This window comes from Amnibacterium endophyticum, assembly GCF_042680685.1.
Classification (GTDB): Bacteria; Actinomycetota; Actinomycetes; order Actinomycetales; family Microbacteriaceae; genus Amnibacterium; species Amnibacterium endophyticum.
Window position 1 is genome coordinate 1 of sequence record NZ_JBHUEA010000017.1, and the last position, 18828, is coordinate 18828.

General features: G+C 75.1%; 21 protein-coding genes and 2 tRNA genes. 9 read left to right on the forward strand and 14 right to left on the reverse strand.

From position 1 onward, the window contains the following. A partial coding sequence (locus tag ACFSBI_RS11275; protein ID WP_465252515.1) for an aggregation-promoting factor C-terminal-like domain-containing protein occupies positions 1–537 on the forward strand: 537 nt, incomplete at its 5' end. Between the two features lie 22 nt (positions 538–559). On the opposite strand, the gene ACFSBI_RS11280 is transcribed toward ACFSBI_RS11275, so the two are convergent. The 3 genes from ACFSBI_RS11280 to ACFSBI_RS11290 all read right to left on the reverse strand — a co-directional run bounded on the left by ACFSBI_RS11280 (position 560) and on the right by ACFSBI_RS11290 (position 3132). Then, positions 560–1066, reverse strand: a complete 507-nt coding sequence (locus ACFSBI_RS11280; RefSeq protein WP_377934967.1) for a flavin reductase family protein — start codon at positions 1064–1066, stop codon at positions 560–562. A gap of 97 nt (positions 1067–1163) precedes the next feature. Further along, positions 1164–1778 (reverse strand): transglycosylase family protein, encoded by a 615-nt coding sequence (locus ACFSBI_RS11285; protein WP_377934969.1) that lies wholly within the window; start codon positions 1776–1778, stop codon positions 1164–1166. Between the two features lie 661 nt (positions 1779–2439). Beyond that, positions 2440–3132 carry an HNH endonuclease family protein gene (locus tag ACFSBI_RS11290; RefSeq protein ID WP_377934971.1) on the reverse strand — a complete coding sequence of 231 codons (693 nt, stop codon included), beginning with the start codon at positions 3130–3132 and terminating at the stop codon, positions 2440–2442. 44 nt (positions 3133–3176) lie between these two features. On the opposite strand from ACFSBI_RS11290, the gene ACFSBI_RS11295 reads away from it, so the two are divergent. The 3 genes from ACFSBI_RS11295 to ACFSBI_RS11305 all read left to right on the forward strand — a co-directional run bounded on the left by ACFSBI_RS11295 (position 3177) and on the right by ACFSBI_RS11305 (position 4453). After that, positions 3177–3250, forward strand: a tRNA-Ile gene (locus ACFSBI_RS11295). A gap of 81 nt (positions 3251–3331) precedes the next feature. Continuing rightward, positions 3332–3625, forward strand: coding sequence for a hypothetical protein (locus ACFSBI_RS11300; protein ID WP_377934973.1), 294 nt, complete (start codon positions 3332–3334; stop codon positions 3623–3625). A gap of 36 nt (positions 3626–3661) precedes the next feature. Then, positions 3662–4453 (forward strand): alpha/beta fold hydrolase, encoded by a 792-nt coding sequence (locus ACFSBI_RS11305; RefSeq protein ID WP_377934975.1) that lies wholly within the window; start codon positions 3662–3664, stop codon positions 4451–4453. Here ACFSBI_RS11305 and ACFSBI_RS11310 read toward each other — a convergent pair whose 3' ends face one another. From ACFSBI_RS11310 to ACFSBI_RS11320, 3 genes are all read right to left on the reverse strand, one after another. Beyond that, positions 4454–5659, reverse strand: coding sequence for a glycoside hydrolase family 3 N-terminal domain-containing protein (locus ACFSBI_RS11310; protein WP_377934977.1), 1206 nt, complete (start codon positions 5657–5659; stop codon positions 4454–4456). Positions 5660–5751: 92 nt separating this feature from the next. Continuing rightward, positions 5752–6984, reverse strand: coding sequence for a glycosyltransferase (locus tag ACFSBI_RS11315; protein WP_377934978.1), 1233 nt, complete (start codon positions 6982–6984; stop codon positions 5752–5754). A gap of 148 nt (positions 6985–7132) precedes the next feature. Beyond that, the gene (locus tag ACFSBI_RS11320; protein WP_377934980.1) at positions 7133–8065 is read right to left on the reverse strand and encodes a DMT family transporter; all 933 of its coding nucleotides are present in this window, start codon (positions 8063–8065) and stop codon (positions 7133–7135) included. Between the two features lie 86 nt (positions 8066–8151). Here ACFSBI_RS11320 and def point away from each other — a divergent pair, with 86 nt between their 5' ends. Both def and ACFSBI_RS11330 read left to right on the forward strand, forming a co-directional pair. After that, a complete protein-coding gene (gene def, locus ACFSBI_RS11325; RefSeq protein ID WP_377934982.1) occupies positions 8152–8718 on the forward strand; it encodes a peptide deformylase in 567 nt (188 codons plus the stop codon). Then, entirely contained in the window at positions 8715–8993 is a 279-nt protein-coding gene (locus ACFSBI_RS11330; RefSeq protein WP_377934984.1) for a GNAT family N-acetyltransferase, read from the forward strand. The genes def and ACFSBI_RS11330 overlap by 4 nt, the downstream gene beginning before the upstream one ends. Before the next feature lie 4 nt (positions 8994–8997). Here the strand turns inward: ACFSBI_RS11330 and ACFSBI_RS11335 are convergent, their stop codons facing one another. Next, entirely contained in the window at positions 8998–9387 is a 390-nt protein-coding gene (locus ACFSBI_RS11335; protein WP_377934986.1) for a response regulator, read from the reverse strand. After that, positions 9384–10277: a sensor histidine kinase gene (locus ACFSBI_RS11340; RefSeq protein ID WP_377934988.1), complete on the reverse strand. Its 894-nt coding sequence runs from the start codon at positions 10275–10277 to the stop codon at positions 9384–9386. The genes ACFSBI_RS11335 and ACFSBI_RS11340 overlap by 4 nt, the downstream gene beginning before the upstream one ends. Positions 10278–10408: 131 nt before the next feature. On the opposite strand from ACFSBI_RS11340, the gene ACFSBI_RS11345 reads away from it, so the two are divergent. Then, positions 10409–10481 (forward strand) — tRNA-Asn (locus ACFSBI_RS11345). Between the two features lie 90 nt (positions 10482–10571). Next, the gene (locus ACFSBI_RS11350; RefSeq protein WP_377934990.1) at positions 10572–10736 is read left to right on the forward strand and encodes a hypothetical protein; all 165 of its coding nucleotides are present in this window, start codon (positions 10572–10574) and stop codon (positions 10734–10736) included. 56 nt (positions 10737–10792) lie between these two features. On the opposite strand, the gene ACFSBI_RS11355 is transcribed toward ACFSBI_RS11350, so the two are convergent. The 5 genes from ACFSBI_RS11355 to dusB form a co-directional block, all read right to left on the reverse strand. Continuing rightward, a complete protein-coding gene (locus ACFSBI_RS11355; RefSeq protein WP_377934992.1) occupies positions 10793–11608 on the reverse strand; it encodes an ATP-binding cassette domain-containing protein in 816 nt (271 codons plus the stop codon). A 66-nt stretch (positions 11609–11674) separates the two neighbouring features. Further along, a complete protein-coding gene (dnaG, locus tag ACFSBI_RS11360) occupies positions 11675–13534 on the reverse strand; it encodes a DNA primase (protein WP_377934994.1) in 1860 nt (619 codons plus the stop codon). 109 nt (positions 13535–13643) lie between these two features. Next, positions 13644–14531 carry an oxygenase MpaB family protein gene (locus ACFSBI_RS11365; protein WP_377935121.1) on the reverse strand — a complete coding sequence of 296 codons (888 nt, stop codon included), beginning with the start codon at positions 14529–14531 and terminating at the stop codon, positions 13644–13646. Continuing rightward, entirely contained in the window at positions 14423–15679 is a 1257-nt protein-coding gene (locus ACFSBI_RS11370) for a deoxyguanosinetriphosphate triphosphohydrolase (protein WP_377934996.1), read from the reverse strand. The genes ACFSBI_RS11365 and ACFSBI_RS11370 overlap by 109 nt, the downstream gene beginning before the upstream one ends. Further along, the gene (gene dusB / locus ACFSBI_RS11375) at positions 15672–16796 is read right to left on the reverse strand and encodes a tRNA dihydrouridine synthase DusB (protein ID WP_377935122.1); all 1125 of its coding nucleotides are present in this window, start codon (positions 16794–16796) and stop codon (positions 15672–15674) included. The genes ACFSBI_RS11370 and dusB overlap by 8 nt, the downstream gene beginning before the upstream one ends. 101 nt (positions 16797–16897) lie before the next feature. Between dusB and ACFSBI_RS11380 the strand changes: the two genes are divergently transcribed. Beyond that, positions 16898–18013, forward strand: coding sequence for an FAD-dependent oxidoreductase (locus tag ACFSBI_RS11380; protein ID WP_377934998.1), 1116 nt, complete (start codon positions 16898–16900; stop codon positions 18011–18013). 107 nt (positions 18014–18120) lie between these two features. Here the strand turns inward: ACFSBI_RS11380 and ACFSBI_RS11385 are convergent, their stop codons facing one another. Then, entirely contained in the window at positions 18121–18774 is a 654-nt protein-coding gene (locus tag ACFSBI_RS11385) for a DsbA family oxidoreductase (RefSeq protein ID WP_377935000.1), read from the reverse strand. Between the last annotated feature and the right edge of the window lie 54 nt (positions 18775–18828).

Below are 18828 nucleotides of genomic sequence, written 5' to 3' on the forward strand. Positions count from 1 at the left end.
GCCGAGGCGAAGGCGGCGGAGCGCGCGGCCGAGGCGCAGGTGGCGGCCACCCGCGCGCGCCGGGAGCGGCTCCAGGCGCAGCTCCACGACCTGCAGGCGACCTCGAGCTCGCTGCAGGCCTCGTACGCCGCCGCGCAGGCGGCGAAGCGCGCCGCCGCGGCGGCCGGTCACGCCGACGGCGGCGGCGGCTCCCTGTCGGGCCTGGGCACGGGACCGGGCTCGCTCTCCCCCGCCGACGCGCAGGCCTACGCCGCGTCCCGACTCGGCGCGTACGGCTGGAGCAGCGGCCAGATGGGCTGCCTGACGCGACTCTGGAACATCGAGTCCGGCTGGCGCTGGAACGCCTACAACGCCTCCTCCGGCGCCTACGGCATCCCGCAGTCCCTGCCGGGCTCGAAGATGGCGACGGCGGGCGGCGACTGGACGACCAGTTCGAGGACGCAGATCGAGTGGGGGCTCGGGTACATCCAGGCCCGCTACCAGACCCCCTGCGGCGCGCTCGCGTTCGAGACGAGCCACGTCCCGTACTGGTACTGAGCGGGACGGCGTCGAGCCGGGCTCAGCCGGCGGTCGGCGCGAGCGCCCGGTAGGCGCTCCGGAAGTAGAGCAGCGGCGCCGCGTCGTCGAGCCCCTGCGCCTCGAGCGCGCGGACCCTGCCGACGACGATGTGGTGGTCGCCGCCGTCGTGCACCGCCTCGAGGTCGCACTCCACGTGCGCGATGGCGCCGTCGAGCAGCGGGTTCCCGAGCGCACCGGCGCGGAAGCCCTGACCGGCGAACTTGTCGCCGCCGCTCACGGCGAAGCGCGCGCTGACGTCCCGCTGGTCCGCCCCTAGCACGTTGACGGCGAAGCGGCCGGTCGCGGCGATGCGCGGCCAGGTGCTCGACGAGCGGGCGGTGCTGAGCAGCACGAGGGGCGGATCGAGGGACAGGGAGGAGAACGACTGGCAGGTGAGGCCGGCCGGCCCCTCGGGCGTGGTGCCGGTGATCACGACGACCCCTGTCGCGAAGTGCGCGAGCACCTGCCGGAAGGCGGCGGCGTCGAAGGTCTCGGTGAGGGCGGTCACCCCCGCCACTGTAGGAGCGCCCGCATGACGATCGTGTTGCGTGACGCACGACGACGGCGCCCGGGCATCAGCCGCGGGCGCCGTCGTCGAGTCGACCTCAGGCCGGCAGGTGCAGGCGCTGACCCACCACGATGAAGTTCGGGTTCGCGAGACGGTTCGCGTCCGCGAGCCGGTGCCAGCCGCCCTTGACGTGCAGCTTCGCAGCGATCTTGGCGAGCGTGTCGCCGCGCTTGACCGTGTAGACCTTGCCGGACAGCTTGACCGAGCCGCGGTGCTTGACGGTGTGCTTGACGGCCTTCTTCGCGTGGGTCGACTTCGCGACGTGCTTGGTCGCCTTCTTCGCGTGCGAGGCGCTGACACTGCTGGAGGTGCCGCGCGCACCCGCCTTGACGGAGCAGACCGGCCAAGCCCCCCAGCCCTGGCCCGCGAGCACGCGCTCCGCGATCCGGATCTGCGTGGCCTTGCTGGCGTTCGCCGGGTTGCCGGTTCCGCCGTAGCCGCGCCACGTGGACATGCTGAACTGCAGGCCGCCGTAGTAGCCGTTGCCGGTGTTGATGTGCCAGTTGCCGCCCGACTCGCACTGGGCGACGCGGTCCCAGGTGCTGGTGGGGGCGGCGTTCGCCGGCGCGGCGCCCAGCGCGACGCCGGTGAGGGCGAGGGCTGCGACGGCGACGCCGGAGAGGGCGGCACGGGTGTTGGTCAGGATCGTCATGACGTCGCTCCGGCGGGTCCGCCTCCGCTCGTCCCATCCCTGGGTCTCGACACGCTGCTGCCCACCCTGACGAGTCGTGGTCGTGGAGCGGTTCGGCATGTGGGCAGCGTGAGGCGTGGCCGGACCGGGCGAGGCCCGTCGGGAGGGGGTGCCGGCGGTTCCTGTTCGCCGACGCCCGATCGAGCGGCATGAGAGTGCCATGGGTTCCAAGGGCGAGTCAAACGATTCGGTCACGATCTCGCGTGTCGTGGTGCGGGGACGAGACGGCTGCGATATGCCTCTCGGCCGCGGGCGGGGAGTCGCTCGACCACTTGCTGGAAGCCGACTGATCAGCAGCGGTGGGCGCCGGCGACGCCGCAGGCGAAAGGTCCCACCAGGACGCCCCGCATCGCTCCCGATCCGCTGGAGCGGCGCCGATCCCTCCGGCGTTCGCTGACGACCTCGGGAGACCGCCGTGCGGACGCCCGCGCCGACCCGGCCGCCCGCAAAGGTGCAGGAAGGGGCTCCCCGACCCCCGTTCGGGGGCCGACCGACGCCTGGAAGCCGTCTCTCCCCGACCGGACCTGAGGCTCGGCTGGACGCAGGCCGTGCTCCGGCCGAGTCGCGAGATCGACGCGAAGCGGTTTTCCGCCGCGCGGCGCGTCGCGGGGCCGACGGCTCCTCAGGTGAGCGAGTCGAGGTCGGGCTCGCCGGGCGACGGGATCCGGAGGTCGCCGCAGCCGTCGAGCACCCGCTCGATCGCGGCGAGCTCCGCGGGGTCGACCGCGAGCCGCCACCGCGCCTTGACGCCGACCCAGTCGGCGACGTACCCGCAGTGGTCCCGGGGCGGCAGCCATCGCGCCGGGTCGGCGTTCCCCTTCTGCTCGTTCAGGGCCGCGGTCACCGCCTGCAGGCTCGGCCGGTAGCCGAGGTCGTTGCCGTAGGCGACGAGCCGCCGGGGGTCCCACCGCTCCGCACCGGAGCGCCAGGCCTCGAGCAGCGGCACGAGGTGGTCGATCGTGAAGGCGTCCGGGTCCGTCGTCGTCCTCCCGTCGAATGCGGAGCGCCACTCCCCCGTCACGCGGCAGGACGCCCCGATCGTCGGCGGCACGACGCTGTCGCGGATCAGCACCTCGCGCCGGGTCCAGCAGCCGTCGCCGTCCGGATCGAGGTCGCCGCCGTAGCCGAAGCGATCCCGGTCGTAGCCCGCACCGCTGCGCTCGGGGCGCACGACGAGCCCGTCGAGCAGCGCGCGGACCGACGAGGTCCCGGTCGGGGAGGACGGCGCGGAGGCGGAGCGCTCCGCCGCGCCGGGCGCCGCCGAGCAGCCCGCGAGCAGCACCAGGGCCGCCGCCGAGAGCAGGATCCGCCGCACGGCACCAGCCTGCCAGGCGCCGCCGCCGGGGCTAGGGTCGTCGCGGGGCGGTAGCTCAGCCGGTCAGAGCAGCGGACTCATAATCCGTCGGTCACGGGTTCAAGTCCCGTCCGCCCTACCGCGGCGGCGGACGCTCCGAGCGTGGTCACATCGCCGCGCCGGCCGCGGCCACGATCGCCCCAGCGGCTAGTCTCGCCGCATGGCTCCGCCCCCGACCGCCCCGCGCGGGCCCGGCGGCACGGCGTCGGACGAGCTCGACCGGGCCGTCGCCACCTACGTCGGGCACGGCTTCCAGGTCGTGTTCCTCAGCCCGCGGCGCGCCGTCCTCGAGCGCCGTCAGCGGGTGCACGTCCTGCTCAACGTCGCGCTCACCCTCGTCACCGGCGGCATCTGGCTGCTCTTCCTCGCGATCCGGCTGCTCAACTGGCCGAAGGACCGCGTGGTGCTCACCCTCGACGACCACGGCGTGCTCGTCCCCGAGTTCTCCTCCTGAACCGGCCCGGCGGCCGACCGACCTAGGCTGCCCGCCGTGGCCGACGCGATGCTCGAGGTGACCGGGGCGCGACTGGCCGCCGACGTGCGCCGAGGGTCGGGCCCGGCCGTCGTCGCCCTCCACGGCCTGGGCTCGTCGCGGGCGAACGAGGACGCCGACGGCTTCTTCGGCTGGACGGCGGTCGCCGAGGCGGGGCGCACGCTGGTCCGCTACGACGCGCGCGGGCACGGCCGCTCGAGCGGGGCACCGCAGCCGGCGGCCTACCGCTGGGAGGCGCTCGCGGACGACCTGCTCGCTGTGCTGGACGAGGTCTCCCCGGACGAACCGGTGGACGGGATCGGCGTCTCCATGGGCACGGGCACCCTGCTGACGCTCGCCGTGCGGCGCCCCGAGCGGTTCCGCCGCCTCGTGCTCGTGCTGCCGCCGACCGCCTGGTCCTCCCGAGCCGCGCAGCGGGACCTCTACGAGTCGAGCGCCCGCTTCGTCGAGCAGCGCGGGATGGACGCCTGGGTCCGCGGCACCGCCTCGCTGCCCGGACCACCCGTCGCCGAGGAGGCCGGTGCCGCCGCCCTGCCGCCCGACGTCGACGGAGCGCTGCTGCCGTCGGTGCTCCGCGGCGCTGCCGGGAGCGACCTGCCGCCCGAGGCGGACGTCGCCGGTCTCGAGCACGACGTGCTGCTGATGCCGTGGACCGGCGACCCCGGCCACCCGATGTCGACCGCGGAGCGCCTGCTCGAGCTGCTGCCGAACGCCGCGCTGGACGTGATGCGGGACGGGGAGGCCCTGCGGGGCGCGGGCGGTCGCGCCGCCGCCTTCCTCACCCGCTGATCAGCGCGCGAGCTCCCCCTGGCGCAGACGCGCCGCGACGACCCGCTCCGCCGCCGCGGTCAGCCGCGCGTCGAACGCCGGGTCCGACGCCGCCTTCTTCATCAGCGCCCCGTGCAGCACCGGGAGGTGCGCGGGGACGATGTCGAGCACGAGGTCGCCGCCCGCGGCGACGAATCGGGTGGCGCGCTCCCCGAGCGGGACGCCGCGCAGCGCGACGGCGCCGCCGACGTCGTCGGACATCACCACGCCGTGGAACCCGAGCCGCTCCCGCAGCAGGCCGGTCACGATCGGCCGGGAGAAGAGCGCGGGCACCCCCCGGTCGATCCTCGAGTACGAGGCGCTCGACATCATCACGAACCCGGGGTCCGCGGCGATGCCGTCGCGGAACGCCGAGAGCCGCGGCGACGACGCGGTGGTCACGGCGTCGACGACGTGCGCGGCGGTGTCCGTGTTCTGGCGCACGCAGCCGAGGCCCGGGAAGTGCTTGACCGTGGTCTGCACCCCGGCGTCGCGCATCCCCCGGACGAACGCGGCGACGTGCCGGCCGGCCGCCTGCGGGTCCGAGCCGTACTGCCGCCGGAGGTCCGCCACCGGCGGGTTGTCGTGCAGCGTCGAGGCGCAGGGGACGTCGGCGACGGGCCCGAGGTCCAGCCGCACCCCCGCCCTCGCGAGGCTGCGCCCCCACGACGCGGCGTCCCTCCGCAGCGCCGCGTGGCCGCGCCGCCCCTGCTCGACGGCGCTCGGAATGCGATGGAACCCGGGGCCGGTCAGCACCTGCACGGTGCCGCCCTCCTGGTCCGTCGCGGTGAGCAGGGGGAGCCCGTCGGGCGCCGCGGCCCTGGCCGGGGCGAGCGCGCTCGCGACGGCGGATGCGCCGGCGGCGCTGCGCCCGCGGACCATCACCCCGCCGAGGTGGTAGCGCCGCACCGGGGACGCGAGGCCGCGGAGCCCGCTCACCGTCGCCGCCGTCATGAGCAGCTGGCCGGCGCGCTCGCTGCGCGACATGTGCGCCACCAGCTCGGCCGCGCGCTCGTCGATGCTCGGCGGCCGGCTCGGCGTCGGCCGCGCCGAGGCCGCAGGCGCAGCAGAGGCGACGGCCCCCGTGCTCGGTCCGACCCCACGGGCGGGGGCGGACCCGCTCGGCGCGCATCCGCTCAGCAGCATCGCCGCGGCCAGCACCGCGGCCAAGGCACCGGACCTGCGCATCGCGACACCTCCCCCTCGTCCGGGGGACGAGTCAACGCGGTGCGCGCGCTCCAGCGACGAGCGGCGCCGGAGCGTCGCCGATCCGCCCGGCCTCATTCGGCGACGGCGCCCTTCGCCCGGCGGGCGAGCACGCGGAACTGCTCGCGCACCTTCGAGGTCAGCGGGCCGACGTCGGTGACCGGATCGGTGACCGGCTCGCCCCGGTAGAGGTGCTCGAAGACCGTGATGGTCGTGTCGATGTCGTGCGGCTCGAGCAGGCGCAGGGAGGCGCGCTGCATCACCTCGCGCTCCTCGCGCGGCATCCGCAGCACCCGCTCGAGCCGGTCCGCGAGCGCCGCCACGTCCCGGGGCGGGAAGAGGTACCCGTTCTCCCCGTCCCTGACGAGGTGCGGCAGCGCCATCGCGTCGGCGGCGACCACGGGCAGCCCGCTCGCCATGCCCTCCATCGTGGCGATCGACTGCAGCTCCGCGGTGGACGGCATCGCGAAGACGGTCGCCCGGGTCAGGATCCGCCGCAGCTCGGCGTCGCTGACCCGCCCCGGGAAGTGCACGCGGTCGGCGACGCCGAGCCGCTGCGCCTGCAGCTCGAGCGCACGGCGCTGATCGCCCTCGCCGATCAGGTCCAGCTGCGCGTCGAGGTCGCGCGGCAGCCGGGCGAGCGCGTCGACGAGGTCGGGCAGCATCTTCTCGCCCGTGATGCGGCCGCAGAACGCGATGCGCAGCTCGGGCTTGTCCTCGAAGTCGGGCGTGTAGTCGCTCATGCGGATGCCGCAGGAGACGGCGTGGACGCCGCGCAGCCCCGTCCGGGACTCGAGGTACGCCGCGGCCCGCTTGGTCGGCGTCGTGAGCTCGGCGGCCTTCCGGTAGAGCCGGGTGCAGTCCTTCCACGCCAGCCAGGCGATGAAGCGGTGCGTGAACCGCGGGAACGGCGTGTGCTCGATCAGGTTCTCGGGCATGAAGTGGTTCGTGGCGACGACGCGGACGCCGCGCTTCGCCGACTCGGTCGTCAGGCCGCGGCCGATCAGCATGTGCGACTGCATGTGCGAGACGTCGGGCCGCACCGCCTTGAGGATCCGCCGCGCGTTGCGGTGGATCGCCCACGGGTAGACCGCGCGCAGCCAGTCGTGGAGCGGGTAGCGGAAGCTCTTCAGCCGGTGGACGGTCAGCATCTGCCCGTCGTGCTCCTCGCGGAACGCGCCCTGCCTGCCGTCGTGGGACTGCGCGATGATGTGCACGTCGTGGCCGCGCGAGGCGATGCCCGCGGCGAGCCGCACCGAGAAGCTGGCGGCGCCGTTGACGTCCGGCGGGAAGGTGTCGCCACCCATCAGGACCGTGAGCCGGGGCAGGGCTTCGTGGTCGACCGGGTCTGGAATGGCTCGTCCCCTCGGAGGCGGCGCGCCCCCGTGATGACGGGGGCACCTGGGCGTCTCGACGCTAGCGCACGCGGACGGCGGTCCGGCGGCACCCGGCCGGTCAGGACGCCTTCGCGGCCTCCTGCGGGCGCACCTCGGGATGGTGGCGCGACAGCTGCAGGACGCCGAAGACCGCCACCGCGCCGGTGACGAGGAACGCCGGGCCGGCCCACCACTCGGCGTTCGCCGCCTCGCCGAGCACCAGCACGCCGATGCCGACGGCGACCATCGGGTCGACGACGGTGAGCCCGGCGATGACGAGGTCCGGCGGCCCCACCGCGTAGGCGGTCTGGACCAGGTAGAAGCCCGAGAGGCCCGCGGCGAGCAGCCCGACGACCGACAGCAGCGTGAACAGGTCGAGCTGACCGCCGACCAGCCGGTTGATGACCGTCTTCGCCATCGTCGCCACGAAGCCGTACAGCACCCCGGCGCCGACGATGTAGGCGATCGGCGTCGCCCGGGAGCGGTAGAGGGCCCACAGGACGCCGAGGGCGACGAGCACGATCGCGAGCAGCACGAGGATCGTGCGAAGGTCGTCGTCGCTGATCAGGGTGTCGGTCGCGTTGGGCGCCGCGATCGCGACGAACGCGCCCACGCCCACGACGCAGAGCACGATCGCGCGCACGACCTTGCGGCTCAGGTGCGTGCGGGTCATGCGCGCGTTCAGGATCGCCGTCACCACGAGCGCGATGGCGCCGAGCGGCTGCACGACGATCAGCGCGGCGAAGCGGAGGCTGGTCAGCTGCAGCACGATCGCGAGGCCGAGCGCGATGGTGCCGAAGAGCCAGGAGCGGTTGCGCACGAGCCGCATGAGCTTGGCGAGCCCGGAACCGGGGTCCGGCGCCTCCTGCAGGTCCACCTGCTTGACCCCGCGGGACTGGAACTGCGCCCCGAGGCTCAGGAAGACCGCCCCCGTCAGCGCGATCGGGATGCCGATCGCCTGCGCGGTGTTGATCACGCGCGGGTCGAGCGCCATCGGGACGTCCAGCAGCACCGCTGCAGGCTAGCGTCCGGCTCCCGTGCCCGATCGGCACTACGCTGATGAGACCGCTGTTTCGACGTGCTTGGAGGTCCGCCGGCATGACGGTGCTGCCCATCCGCATCACCGGCGACCCGGTGCTGCACGCGCCGGCGGCGCCGGTGACCCGGTTCGACGACGAGCTGCGGACGCTGGTCGCCGACATGTTCGAGACGATGGACGCGGCGCCCGGCGTCGGCCTCGCCGGCCCGCAGGTAGGCGTGCCGCTGCGCGTGTTCGTGTACGGCTACGAGCACGACCCCGAGGGGCCGAAGCGGGGCGTCGCGATCAACCCGACGCTCTGGATCACCCCGACCCCGACGGGCGAGCCCGACGACGAGGCCGACAGCGAGGGCTGCCTGTCGGTCCCCGGCGAGCGGTTCCCGCTGCACCGGGCCGTCCGCGCGCGACTCGAGGCGCAGGACCTCGACGGCGAGCCCTACTCCCTCGAGGCCCGCGGCTGGTTCGCCCGGATCCTGCAGCACGAGAACGACCACCTCGACGGCGTGCTCTACGTCGACCGGCTCGACTTCCTCCACGCCCGACGGGCGAAGAAGGCGATCAACGGCAACAAGTGGGGGCGCCCCGGCAACGCCTGGACGCCGGGCGTCGACGACCTGGAGGCGTGAGCGTGGACATCGAGCACGACGCGGCGCGGCACCGCTACCTCGGCCGGATCGACGGACGGGTCGCGACCTCGCTCGACTACGCGGACGACGGCGCGGTGGTCTCCATGACCCGCACCTTCACGAACCCCGAGTTCCGCGGGCAGGGCCTGGCGGGGCGGATCACCGCGCACGCGGTCGACGAGGCGGAGGCCGCCGGCCGGCGCGTGCGGGCGATGTGCTGGTACGTCGCCGACTGGTTCGAGGCGCATCCCGAGCGGGCGCACCTGCTGGCCTGACCGCTCAGCCGCGGATCGCGGCGAGCAGCTCCTCCGGGTGCGCGCCCTTCCAGAGCACGGCGTGCGCCCCGGCCGCGAGCGCGGCCGGACCGTGCCGGTCGAGGTCCGTCGCGGTGACGAGCACGGTGCGCAGCCGGGTCTCCCGCTGCGTGAGCCGGATCGTCGCGTCCTCCTCGGCGCGGCGCAGGGCCTGGACGCCGCCGAGGCGCGGCATCCGCACGTCCGCGACCACGACGTCGACCGCGTGCCGCCGGAGGTGCGCCAGCAGCTGGATCCCGTCCGGCACCTCCCCCACCACCGCCAGGTCGGGCTGCGCGTCGATCACGAGCCGCCAGCCCTCGCGGTGCAGCGGGTCGGCGTCCGCCAGCAGCACCGCCCGCGACGGTGCGGTCACCGGGCGCCGAGGTCGACGCCGTGCACCCCGTTGTGGAAGCGGATGGTCGGGAAGGCGGCGCTGATCCCGAACCCGACGCCGGGGGTCTCGGTGACGGTGAGCGTGCCGCCGTACAGCTCGGCGCGGGCGCGCATGTCGTCGATGCCCGGACCTGCGACCTGCTGCGTGAGCGCCCGCACGTCCTCCTCGACGCCGTACGCGAGCTCGGCGTCGGCCGTCTCCTGCGGCAGCCCCCGGCGCAGCACCGCGGCGCGGAAGCCGTCGTCCTCGACGCGGAGCGCGAGGCCGGACCCGGTCCAGGTGAGTCCCACCCGGACTCGCGTGCCGTCGCCGCCGTGCTTCAGCGCGTTGCTCATCGCCTCCTGGAGGATCCGGTAGACGGTCAGCTCGGCCCCGGACTCGAGGGCGTACGGCTCGCCGGTCTCCTCGTACTCGACCTGCAGCCCCGCCTCCCGCATGAGGCGGAACAGCTCGCGGGTCGAGCGGAGCGCGGGCTGCGGCGCCGCGTCCGCCTCCCCCTCGCGCACGAGCGTCATGACCCGGCGCAGGTCCGCGAGCGTCGTCCGGCCGGTCTCGGCGATGGTCTGCGCTGCCCGCACGGCGGCGGACGGGTCCGTCGCGCCGGCGTAGCGCGCGCCGTCGGCCTGGGCGATCATCGCCGAGACGCGGTGCACCGCGACGTCGTGCAGCTCGCGGACGATCTTCAGCCGCCCGCCGTGGTCGGCGTCCGCGACGGCGAGCTCCGCCGCCCGGCGCTCGGCGGCCGCGAGCCGGAGGGCGAGTCGCTTCGCGCGACGCACGGCGCGCCGCCAGAGCAGGACGAGGACGACGAGCGCCACGAGGACGACGCCCGCGACGAGGAGCACCGCGGGATCGGTCGGGATGGGCATGCCCGGAGCATACGAACGGACGGGTCTGCCGCCGGGGAGGCACAGCGCGGCACGCCGGGCGACCCGGACGCGGATCGGGAGCCCCGCGGGCTTGCTACAGTGGTCGCCGCGCGGGGCTCGCCTCCCGCCGATCCTCGATAGCTCAATTGGCAGAGCAGCCGGCTGTTAACCGGCAGGTTGTTGGTTCGAGTCCAACTCGGGGAGCTCCTCCTCCTCCAGTGCCCGCCCCGCTCGGCGTCCTGCCCGGCGCACGGGCTACCGTGGTGCCGACGGCGTCAGCCGGAGGAGCACGCCATGGCAGCAGAGACCCGGCAGGATCCCGACGCGATCTTTGTCATCGACGTCGAGTGCGGCCTCGAGGAGGACTGGGGCGAGGACGCGACCGGCGCCGACGTCCGCGTCGCCGAGCACAACGAGGCGGTGCATCCGCTCCTCGCGGCAGGGGCGCCGACCGAGTAGGACGTTGAAGCGATGCCGGCAGCGCCTCCGGACGGGCGGCCGGCGCGAGCCGTCGGTCAGGGGACCTGGATCGAGCCCGTCCGCGCCCGGTAGTCGTCACGCAGGCCGCGCACGTAGGGGTGCTCCGGCGTCGCCAGGACCTCGTCGAGGGTGCCTGCGGCCGCGACGACGCCGCGGTGCAGGACCACGAGGCGCTGGGTCGTGCGGCGCATGACCGCCGCGTCGTGGCTGACGACGACGGCCGAGAAGACCTGCTCGCCGTGCAGCTCGAAGAGGGTGTCCAGCACCCGTGCCCGGGTCGTCACGTCCACGGAGGCCGTCGGCTCGTCCGCGATCCACAGCGTCGGTCGCAGGATCAGCGACCTCGCGATCGCGACGCGCTGACGCTGTCCGGCCGACAGCTCCCAGGGGTAGCGGTCCATGATCGCGAGCGGCAGCTGCACGGCGTCGATCAGCTCCGCCGCCCGCGCTCCGGCCTCCCGGACGTCCGCGTGGCGGTCGCGCTCGAACAGCGGCTCCGTCACGTTCTCCGCGACGGTCATGCGCGCGGCCAGCGTGCGCCCGGCGTGCTGCGGGAGGTAGCCGATCTGCGCGGCGAGCGCCCGCGACACGGCCCGTCCGGGCTGCGCCGCGCGCATCCCGAGCACGTGCAGGCTCCCGCCGACCACCCGGGGGCCGCGCTCCCGGAACTTCGCGACCCGGCCCGCGAGTACGCGGGCGAGGGTCGACTTGCCGGCACCGGCCTCGCCGACGATCCCGACCATCTCGCCGGGCTCGACACGCAGGTCGACGCCGCGGACCGCCTCGTACCGGGGCGCACCCGGGTAGGCGACCGTGAGGTCCCTCGCGTGCACCACCGCGCCGTCGACCATGCCACCCCCGTCAGCGAATGCCAGGAGCGTAATTCGGGCGGCGGTCGCGGCGCGGACGCCACGCGGTCAGGCGCCGCGGAGCACCCGCCGGTCCGCCTCCACGCCGACCAGGCGCTGCCGCAGCTCGCGGAGCCGGGCCGGGTCGGCTCCCGCCTCGCTGCGTTGGAGCTGCCGCACCAGGTCGGCCTTCTGGCGCAGCAGGTGCCGGTCGACGAGCGCCGCGACGGTCGCCCTGGCGGTGCGCGTGAGGCGCTCCGCGTCGTCGCCGACGACGGGCAGCGGCAGGAAGGCGAGCTCCTGCACGATCGGCGCGACCTGCTCCCCCGCCTCCTCCGTCAGCCGCTCCAGCCAGCCGGCGCCGCCGAGGGCACCGAGCTGCGAGCCGATCGCGTCGCGCACCACGGCGAGCGTCCCGTTGTGGAAGCCGGCGCCCGTCGCCCGGTGGATCAGCTCGCCGCCCACCAGGTGCGGCACCTGCACGATCATCATCAGGGCCTCGCGCTCGAGCCGGGTCGCGGGGTCGTCCGGCAGCGACCGGAGCGACGCCGGAGGGCGCCGGGGCTCGGGAGCGGGCTCCTCCCGCCCCCGGCGCTGCTCGGGCTGCTCGCGCCGCGGCGCCCGCATCGCGCGCTGCACCTCGGCGAGGTCGAGCCCGAGCCAGCGCGCCAGCTCTCGGGCGTAGCCCGGCCGGACCTGCGGGTCGCGGATCTCGGCGACGATCGGCGCCGCCTCCCGCAGCGCCGCCGCCCGGCCCTCCACCGTGTCGAGGTCGTGCTGGTCGAGCGCGCGGCGGATCATGTACTCGAACATCGGCCGCTTGGCGTCGAGCATCGCCTGCACGGCCTCGTCACCCCTCTGCGCCCGCAGGTCGCAGGGGTCGAGCCCGTCGACGCCGACCGCGACGAAGGTGCGGGCGCTGAACCGCTGCTCCTCCGCGAACGCCCGCACCGCCGCCTTCTGCCCCGCGGCGTCCGGGTCGAAGGTGAAGACGATCTCGCCGTGGGCGTCGGTGGAGTCGCCGAGCACCCGGCGCAGCACCTTGATGTGCTCGACGCCGAACGCGGTGCCGCAGGTGGCGATCGCCGTGGTGACGCCGGCGAGGTGGCAGGCCATCACGTCCGTGTAGCCCTCCACCACGACCGCCCGGTGCTCCCGGGACATGTCCCGCTTCGCGAGATCGAGCCCGTAGAGCACCTGCGACTTGTGGTACACCGGCGTCTCGGGGGTGTTGAGGTACTTCGGACCCTGGTCGTCCTCGAGCAGCCGCCGCGCCCCGAACCCGACGACCGCACCGGTGAGGTCGCGGATCGGCCAGGTGAGCCGCCCGCGGAACCGGTCGTAGATCCCCCGGTCCCCGCTGGAGACGAGCCCGGCGGTGCTCAACTCCTGGTCGGAGAAGCCGTGGCCGCGCAGGTGCTTCGTCAGGGCGTCCCACGACTTCGGCGCCCAGCCGACGCCGAACCGGTCCGCGGCCTGCTCGTCGAACCCGCGCTCCATGAGGAAGCGCTGCCCGGGCGCCGCCTGCGCCGTCGGCAGCTGGGAGGTGAAGAACTCGGCGGCGAGGCGGTTCGCCTCGAGCAGGCGCACCCGGTTCGCGGTCTCCTCGCCGCCGCGGCCGCCGTCCTCGTAGGTGAGGGAGTAGCCGATGCGCTGCGCGAGCGACTCCACGGCGTCGGGGAAGGTGAGGTGGTCGAGCCGCATCAGGAAGGCGATCGCGTCGCCGTCCTCGCCGCAGCCGAAGCAGTGGTAGCGGCCGACGCCGGGGCGCACCGTGAAGCTCGGGCTCCGCTCGTCGTGGAACGGGCACAGCCCCTTCAGCGATCCGACGCCCGCCGACTTCAGCGCGACGTGGTCGCCGACGACCGCGGCGATGTCCGTCCGCGCGCGCACCTCGTCGATGTCGCTCGCGCGGATCCGGCCTGCCACGGCGCCGGAGTCTAGGAGGACCTGCCGACAGCGGTGCGCGCCGTCATCGTGCGGTGCGCAGGTGCAGATGCGCGGGCACGTGCTGCCGCATCAGCACCTGAGCGCCGCATCAGGCGGGTCGTCGGGCGGCCGCCCGCAGCAGCCGCCGCGCGGGGAGGCGGCGAAGCCCCACCGGGAGCGCGCGCCACGCCGGCGCCGCAGCACGGGCGACGGCGAGCAGGCGCGGGGATGCCGTGGCGACGCCGTCGGGGCGCGCGGACCCCGACAGCGAGGCGAGCGTCGCGGACGCCAGCGGCGGCATCAGCAGCCGCACCCACCACGGGGTCGCCCGCGCCGCGACGAGCGCCCGCACGACCTCGAGGGTGCCGTCGTGCCACGCGAGCGCCCGAGCCGACTCCGCGAAGGCGGCGTCGAACGCGGCCCGGTCCGCCGGCCAGGACGACGCCGGCAGCCCGAGCGCGGTCGCGACGAGGCCGTTCCGCGCGAGCAGCTCGTCGGCGAGCGGCGCGGGCATCGGCCCCCACACGGCCTCTGCGATGCGCATGGCGGTGTCGTGGATCGTGGCGGCGACCCAGAGCTGCAGGTCGGGCTCCCGGGCGTCGTAGGCGACGGGCTCGCCCGGGGCGCTGACCACCGGCCGGTGCGCGACCCCCACCGCCCGTGCGGCGCGCCGCACGAGCGCCTCGTCCCCCGCCGCGCAGACGTACACGAACTCGAGGGTGCCCCGCAGGCGCCCGAGCGGGTCCGCGGCGAAGTCGCTGTGCGCCGCGACGCCGTGCCCGACGGCCGGGTGCGCGAGCTGCAGCATCAGGGCGCGGAGGCCGCCCGCGAGCAGGACCCCCTCCAGCTGCAGCCCAGCGGCCGAGGGAATGCGGCGTGCGCGCCGGCTCAGCGGACCAGCCGTCCGTGCCAGGCGAGCGCCGACTGGTCCGTGAGGCTCGCGACCTGGTCGACGATCACGCGATGGCGCTGCCGGTCGTCGTCGGCCGCTGCCCAGTCGGCGGCGAACGCCGTGTCGAGGTGCTGCGGTGCGGCCAGCAGCGCGTCGGCGAGCTGCTGCAGCAGCTCGCGCTGCTGCACGTACACCGGGCGGCGCACGTCGTTCGCCATCACGAAGGCGGCGACGATGCCCTTGAGCGCGGCGATCTCCGCCTGGATGCCCCGCGGCACGTGCACGTCGGCCTGGAAGCGCACCAGCTCGCCGGCCGGGTGCGCCCGCCGCGTCGCCGCGGTCGCGGCGCCCGCGAAGCGCCCGATCAGCTGGCTGGTCAGGTTCTTCAGCGCGCCGTGGGCGCGGCGGGACCCGTCCCACTCCACGATCCAGGCATCCGTCGCGCGCAGCCGGTGCAGCGCCTCCACCAGCTCGTCCTGGTCGAACGCGCCGCCGACCCAGGCGTGCATCGCGCCCACGACGTCGCGCTGCGCGGCGTTCGAGCGCAGCGCGGCGACGTCGACCGAGCCCGCCACCACGGCGTCCTCGAAGTCGTGCACGGAGTAGGCGATGTCGTCGGAGAGGTCCATCACCTGGGCCTCGATGCACGGCCGGCGCTCGGGCGCCCCGGACCGCAGCCAGCGGAAGGCCGCCTCGTCCTCCGGGTAGAAGCCGAACTTGGCGCGGCCGCTCGGGTCGCCGACGGGCGCGTCGAGCCCCCACGGGTACTTGACGCTCGCGTCCAGGGATGCGCGGGTGAGGTTCAGCCCGTAGGGCCTGCCGTCGTCGCCGAACACCTTCGGCTCGAGGCGGGTGAGCAGCCTGAGCGACTGCGCGTTGCCCTCGAACCCGCCGATGGACGCCGACCACTCGTTCAGCGCCCGCTCCCCGTTGTGCCCGAACGGCGGGTGGCCGAGGTCGTGCGCGAGGCAGGCGGTGTCGACGACGTCGGCGGCGAGCCCGAGGCTGCCGGCGAGCTCGCGGCCCACCTGCGCGACCTCGAGCGAGTGGGTCAGCCGGGTGCGCGCGAAGTCGAGGCCCACGGTCGGCGACAGCACCTGCGTCTTCGCGGCGAGTCGGCGCAGCGCCCCCGAGTGCAGCAGGCGCGCGCGGTCGCGGGCGAAGTCGCTGCGGCGCGAGGAGTGCTGCTCGGGCAGCCAGCGCTCCAGGTCCGCCTCGGTGTACCCGCGGTCGGCCTGCGGGGCCTCAACCACCGCTGGAGTCCAGCTCGGCGCCCGCCAGGTGCTCCCGCCCGGCGGTGTCCAGCGTGCGGGACTCGAGCCAGCGGTCGGGCAGGGCCGGGGACTTCGGCGTGCCGGCCCGGCCGCGCTGCCCCTCGGCCGCCTCGCCCGGGTACGGCTGGTCGTGGTCGAGCTGCGCGAGCAGCCCGTCGAGCTGCTCGAGGGACTCCACCTGCGCCAGCTGCGCCCGCAGCGCGCCGCCGACGCCGTAGCCCTTGAAGTACCAGGCGACGTGCTTGCGGATGTCGCGGCAGCCGCGGTGCATCCCGCCGTCGGGGTCGTCGCCGAAGAAGTCGACCAGCAGCTCCGCGTGCCGGCGGAAGGCGCGAGCGACGTCGCCGAGGCTCGGCAGCGGCGGCCGCTCCCCCGAGCCGAACGCCGCGGCGAGGTCGCCGAAGAGCCACGGACGGCCGAGGCACCCGCGCCCCACCACGACGCCGTCGCAGCCGGTCTCCGCCATCATGCGGACCGCGTCCTCGGCGCTCCAGATGTCGCCGTTGCCGAGGACGGGCACGTCGGTGACGGCCTCCTTGAGCCGCGCGATCGCGCTCCAGTCCGCGTGCCCGGAGTAGAACTCGGCCGCGGTGCGGGCGTGCAGCGCGATCGAGGCGACGCCGACGCCCTCCGCGATCCGCCCCGCCTCCAGGTAGGTGAGGTGGTCGGCGTCGATTCCCTTGCGCATCTTCACCGTCAGCGGCAGGGGCCCGGCCGCGCGCACCGCGCGCTCGACGATGTCGCGGAACAGGTCGAGCTTCCAGGGCAGCGCGGACCCGCCGCCCTTGCGGGTCACCTTCGGCACCGGGCAGCCGAAGTTCAGGTCGACGTGGTCGGCCCGGTCCTCCTCGCGCAGCATCGTCACCGCCGCCTCGACCGTGGCGGGGTCGACGCCGTAGAGCTGCACGGACCGGGTCGTCTCCGACGGGTGGAAGCGGATGAGGCGCATCGACTCGCGGGTGCGCTCGACGAGCGCGCGCGAGGTGATCATCTCGCTGACGTAGAGCCCGGCCCCGTACTCCGCGCAGAGCCGCCGGTAGGCCGTGTTCGTGATGCCGGCCATCGGGGCGAGCACGACCGGGACGTCGAGCGTCATGGGCCCGATGGTCAGCGGGCGCGCGGGCGCGAGTGCCGTGGTCACGCCCCCATTCTCGCGGACCCTCGGACACCTCGCGGCCGGGGCCGTAGCGTCGTGGTGTGACGGATCGGCAGGTGGTGGTCGTCGGCGGCGGCGTGATGGGCGCGGCGACCGCCTGGCTGCTCGCGCGGCGCGGGGCGGACGTGCTGCTGCTCGAGCGGTTCGGCCCCGCGCACGACCGCGGCAGCTCCCACGGCGCGATGCGCAACTTCAACACCAGCTACGCGGCGGAGCCGTACGTCGCCATGCTCGTGGAGGCGCGGCGCCTGTACGGCGAGCTCGGCGCGGGCCTCATCGAGCCGGTGGGGCTGGTGCGGCACGGCGGCTCCCCGGTCTACCCGGACGTCGTCGCCGCCCTCGCCTCGGTCGGGCAGGCCGCGGAGGTGCTGCCCGCCGCGGAGGCGCAGGCCCGCTGGCCGCAGATCCGCGTCGACCGGGAGGCGCTCTGGATCCCGGAGGCCGGGCGCGTGCGGGCCGAGGACGCGTGGCGCGCGATGCTCGCGGGCGTCGAGGCGGAGGGCGGCGAGGTCCGCTTCGGCACGGCCGTCACCGGTGTGCGGGTCCTGGGTGACGACGAGGTCGAGGTGGCCACGGCGGAGGGCTGTACGACGGCGCGGCGCGCGGTGGTGACGGTCGGCGGCTGGACGGCGAAGCTGCTGGGCGACGCGGTGCCGCTGCCGGAGCTGCGGGTGACGCAGGAGCAGCCGGCGCACTTCCGGCCGCTCGACCCCGGGCTCGAGTGGCCGACGTTCATGCACGACCTGGACCGCTCGCGGCACGACGGCTGGTTGTCAGGGATCTACGGCATGCGCACCGCCGGCGAGGGGATCAAGGCCGGTTGGCACGGCACCGGCCCCGTCGTCGACCCCGACCACCGCGACCGCGCGCCGGTGCCCGCGCAGCTGGCCGCCCTGCAGGCCTACGCGCGGGCCTGGCTGCCCGGCGTGGACGCGGATGCGGCCGACCCGATCAGCTGCACCTACACGACGACGCCGACGGAGGACTTCGTGCTCGACCGCGTGGGCCCGGTCGTGGTCGGCGCGGGCTTCTCGGGGCACGGCTTCAAGTTCGCGCCCGCGGTCGGCCGGATCCTCGCGGACCTCGCGACCGACGACGCGGCGGTGCCTCCGGCCGCGTTCCGGCTGCCGGCGGCGCGGCGGCGGCTCGTCGTCTGACGAGCGGGGCCGTCAGGGGTCCGCAGGCTCCGGCACCTCGGGCAGGCAGGCGTCGCCCTCGCAGGCGGGCCCGGCGCCGGGCAGCATCGTGAACGGGACGACGCCGCTCATCGGACCGCCTCCCGCTCGTCGGCGACCTGCCTGAGCGCGCCCGCGAACACCTCGGAGGCCTGGGCGCCCGAGACCCCGTACCGGCCGTCGACGACGAAGAAGGGGACGCCGCGGATGCCGTAGGCGACCGCCTGCGCGAGGTCCGCCTGCACGTCCTCGGCGTGGCGGTGGTCCTCGAGGGCGGCGCGGGCCGCGGGGCCGTCGAGGCCGACCGACTTCGCGATCGCGACGAGGTCGTCGACGCGGCCCACGTGGCCGCCGTCGACGAAGTAGGCGCGGAAGAGCGCCTCCGCCGTCTCGAGCTGCTTCCCCTGCGCCTTGGCGAAGTGGAGCAGCTCGTGCGCGAGCAGCGTCTTCGTGTGGCGGATGTCGTCGTAGCGGTAGTCGAGCCCGACCTCGGCGGCGATCGCGGTCACCTGGTCCGTCATCGCCCGCGCCTGCTCGAGCGGGATGCCCTTGTGCCCGGACAGGAACTCGGTCGCGCTGCCCTCGAAGTCCACCGGGGTGTCGGGCGACAGCTCGAAGGAGTGGTACTCGACCTCGACCGGCACGCCCGAGGCGGCCGCGCCGGCCTCGAACCTCCGCTTGCCGATGTAGCACCAGGGGCACGCGACGTCGGACCAGACGTCGACCTTCACGGGATCCGTCACGACCGGGCGAACCGCGCTGCCGCGCGGCGCATTCCCCCCGAGCGCCCGTTCGGC

Excerpts from the sequence above, each read along its gene's own strand:
- def (WP_377934982.1), top strand. The coding sequence starts at position 8,152 with ATGACGGTGCTGCCCATCCGCATCACCGGCGACCCGGTGCTGCACGCG.
- ACFSBI_RS11340 (WP_377934988.1), bottom strand. The coding sequence starts at position 10,277 with ATGCCCATCCCGACCGATCCCGCGGTGCTCCTCGTCGCGGGCGTCGTC.
- ACFSBI_RS11300 (WP_377934973.1), top strand. The coding sequence starts at position 3,332 with ATGGCTCCGCCCCCGACCGCCCCGCGCGGGCCCGGCGGCACGGCGTCG.
- ACFSBI_RS11310 (WP_377934977.1), bottom strand. The coding sequence starts at position 5,659 with ATGCGCAGGTCCGGTGCCTTGGCCGCGGTGCTGGCCGCGGCGATGCTG.
- ACFSBI_RS11315 (WP_377934978.1), bottom strand. The coding sequence starts at position 6,984 with ATGGGTGGCGACACCTTCCCGCCGGACGTCAACGGCGCCGCCAGCTTC.
- ACFSBI_RS11285 (WP_377934969.1), bottom strand. The coding sequence starts at position 1,778 with ATGACGATCCTGACCAACACCCGTGCCGCCCTCTCCGGCGTCGCCGTC.
- ACFSBI_RS11350 (WP_377934990.1), top strand. The coding sequence starts at position 10,572 with ATGGCAGCAGAGACCCGGCAGGATCCCGACGCGATCTTTGTCATCGAC.
- dusB (WP_377935122.1), bottom strand. The coding sequence starts at position 16,796 with ATGACGCTCGACGTCCCGGTCGTGCTCGCCCCGATGGCCGGCATCACG.
- ACFSBI_RS11355 (WP_377934992.1), bottom strand. The coding sequence starts at position 11,608 with ATGGTCGACGGCGCGGTGGTGCACGCGAGGGACCTCACGGTCGCCTAC.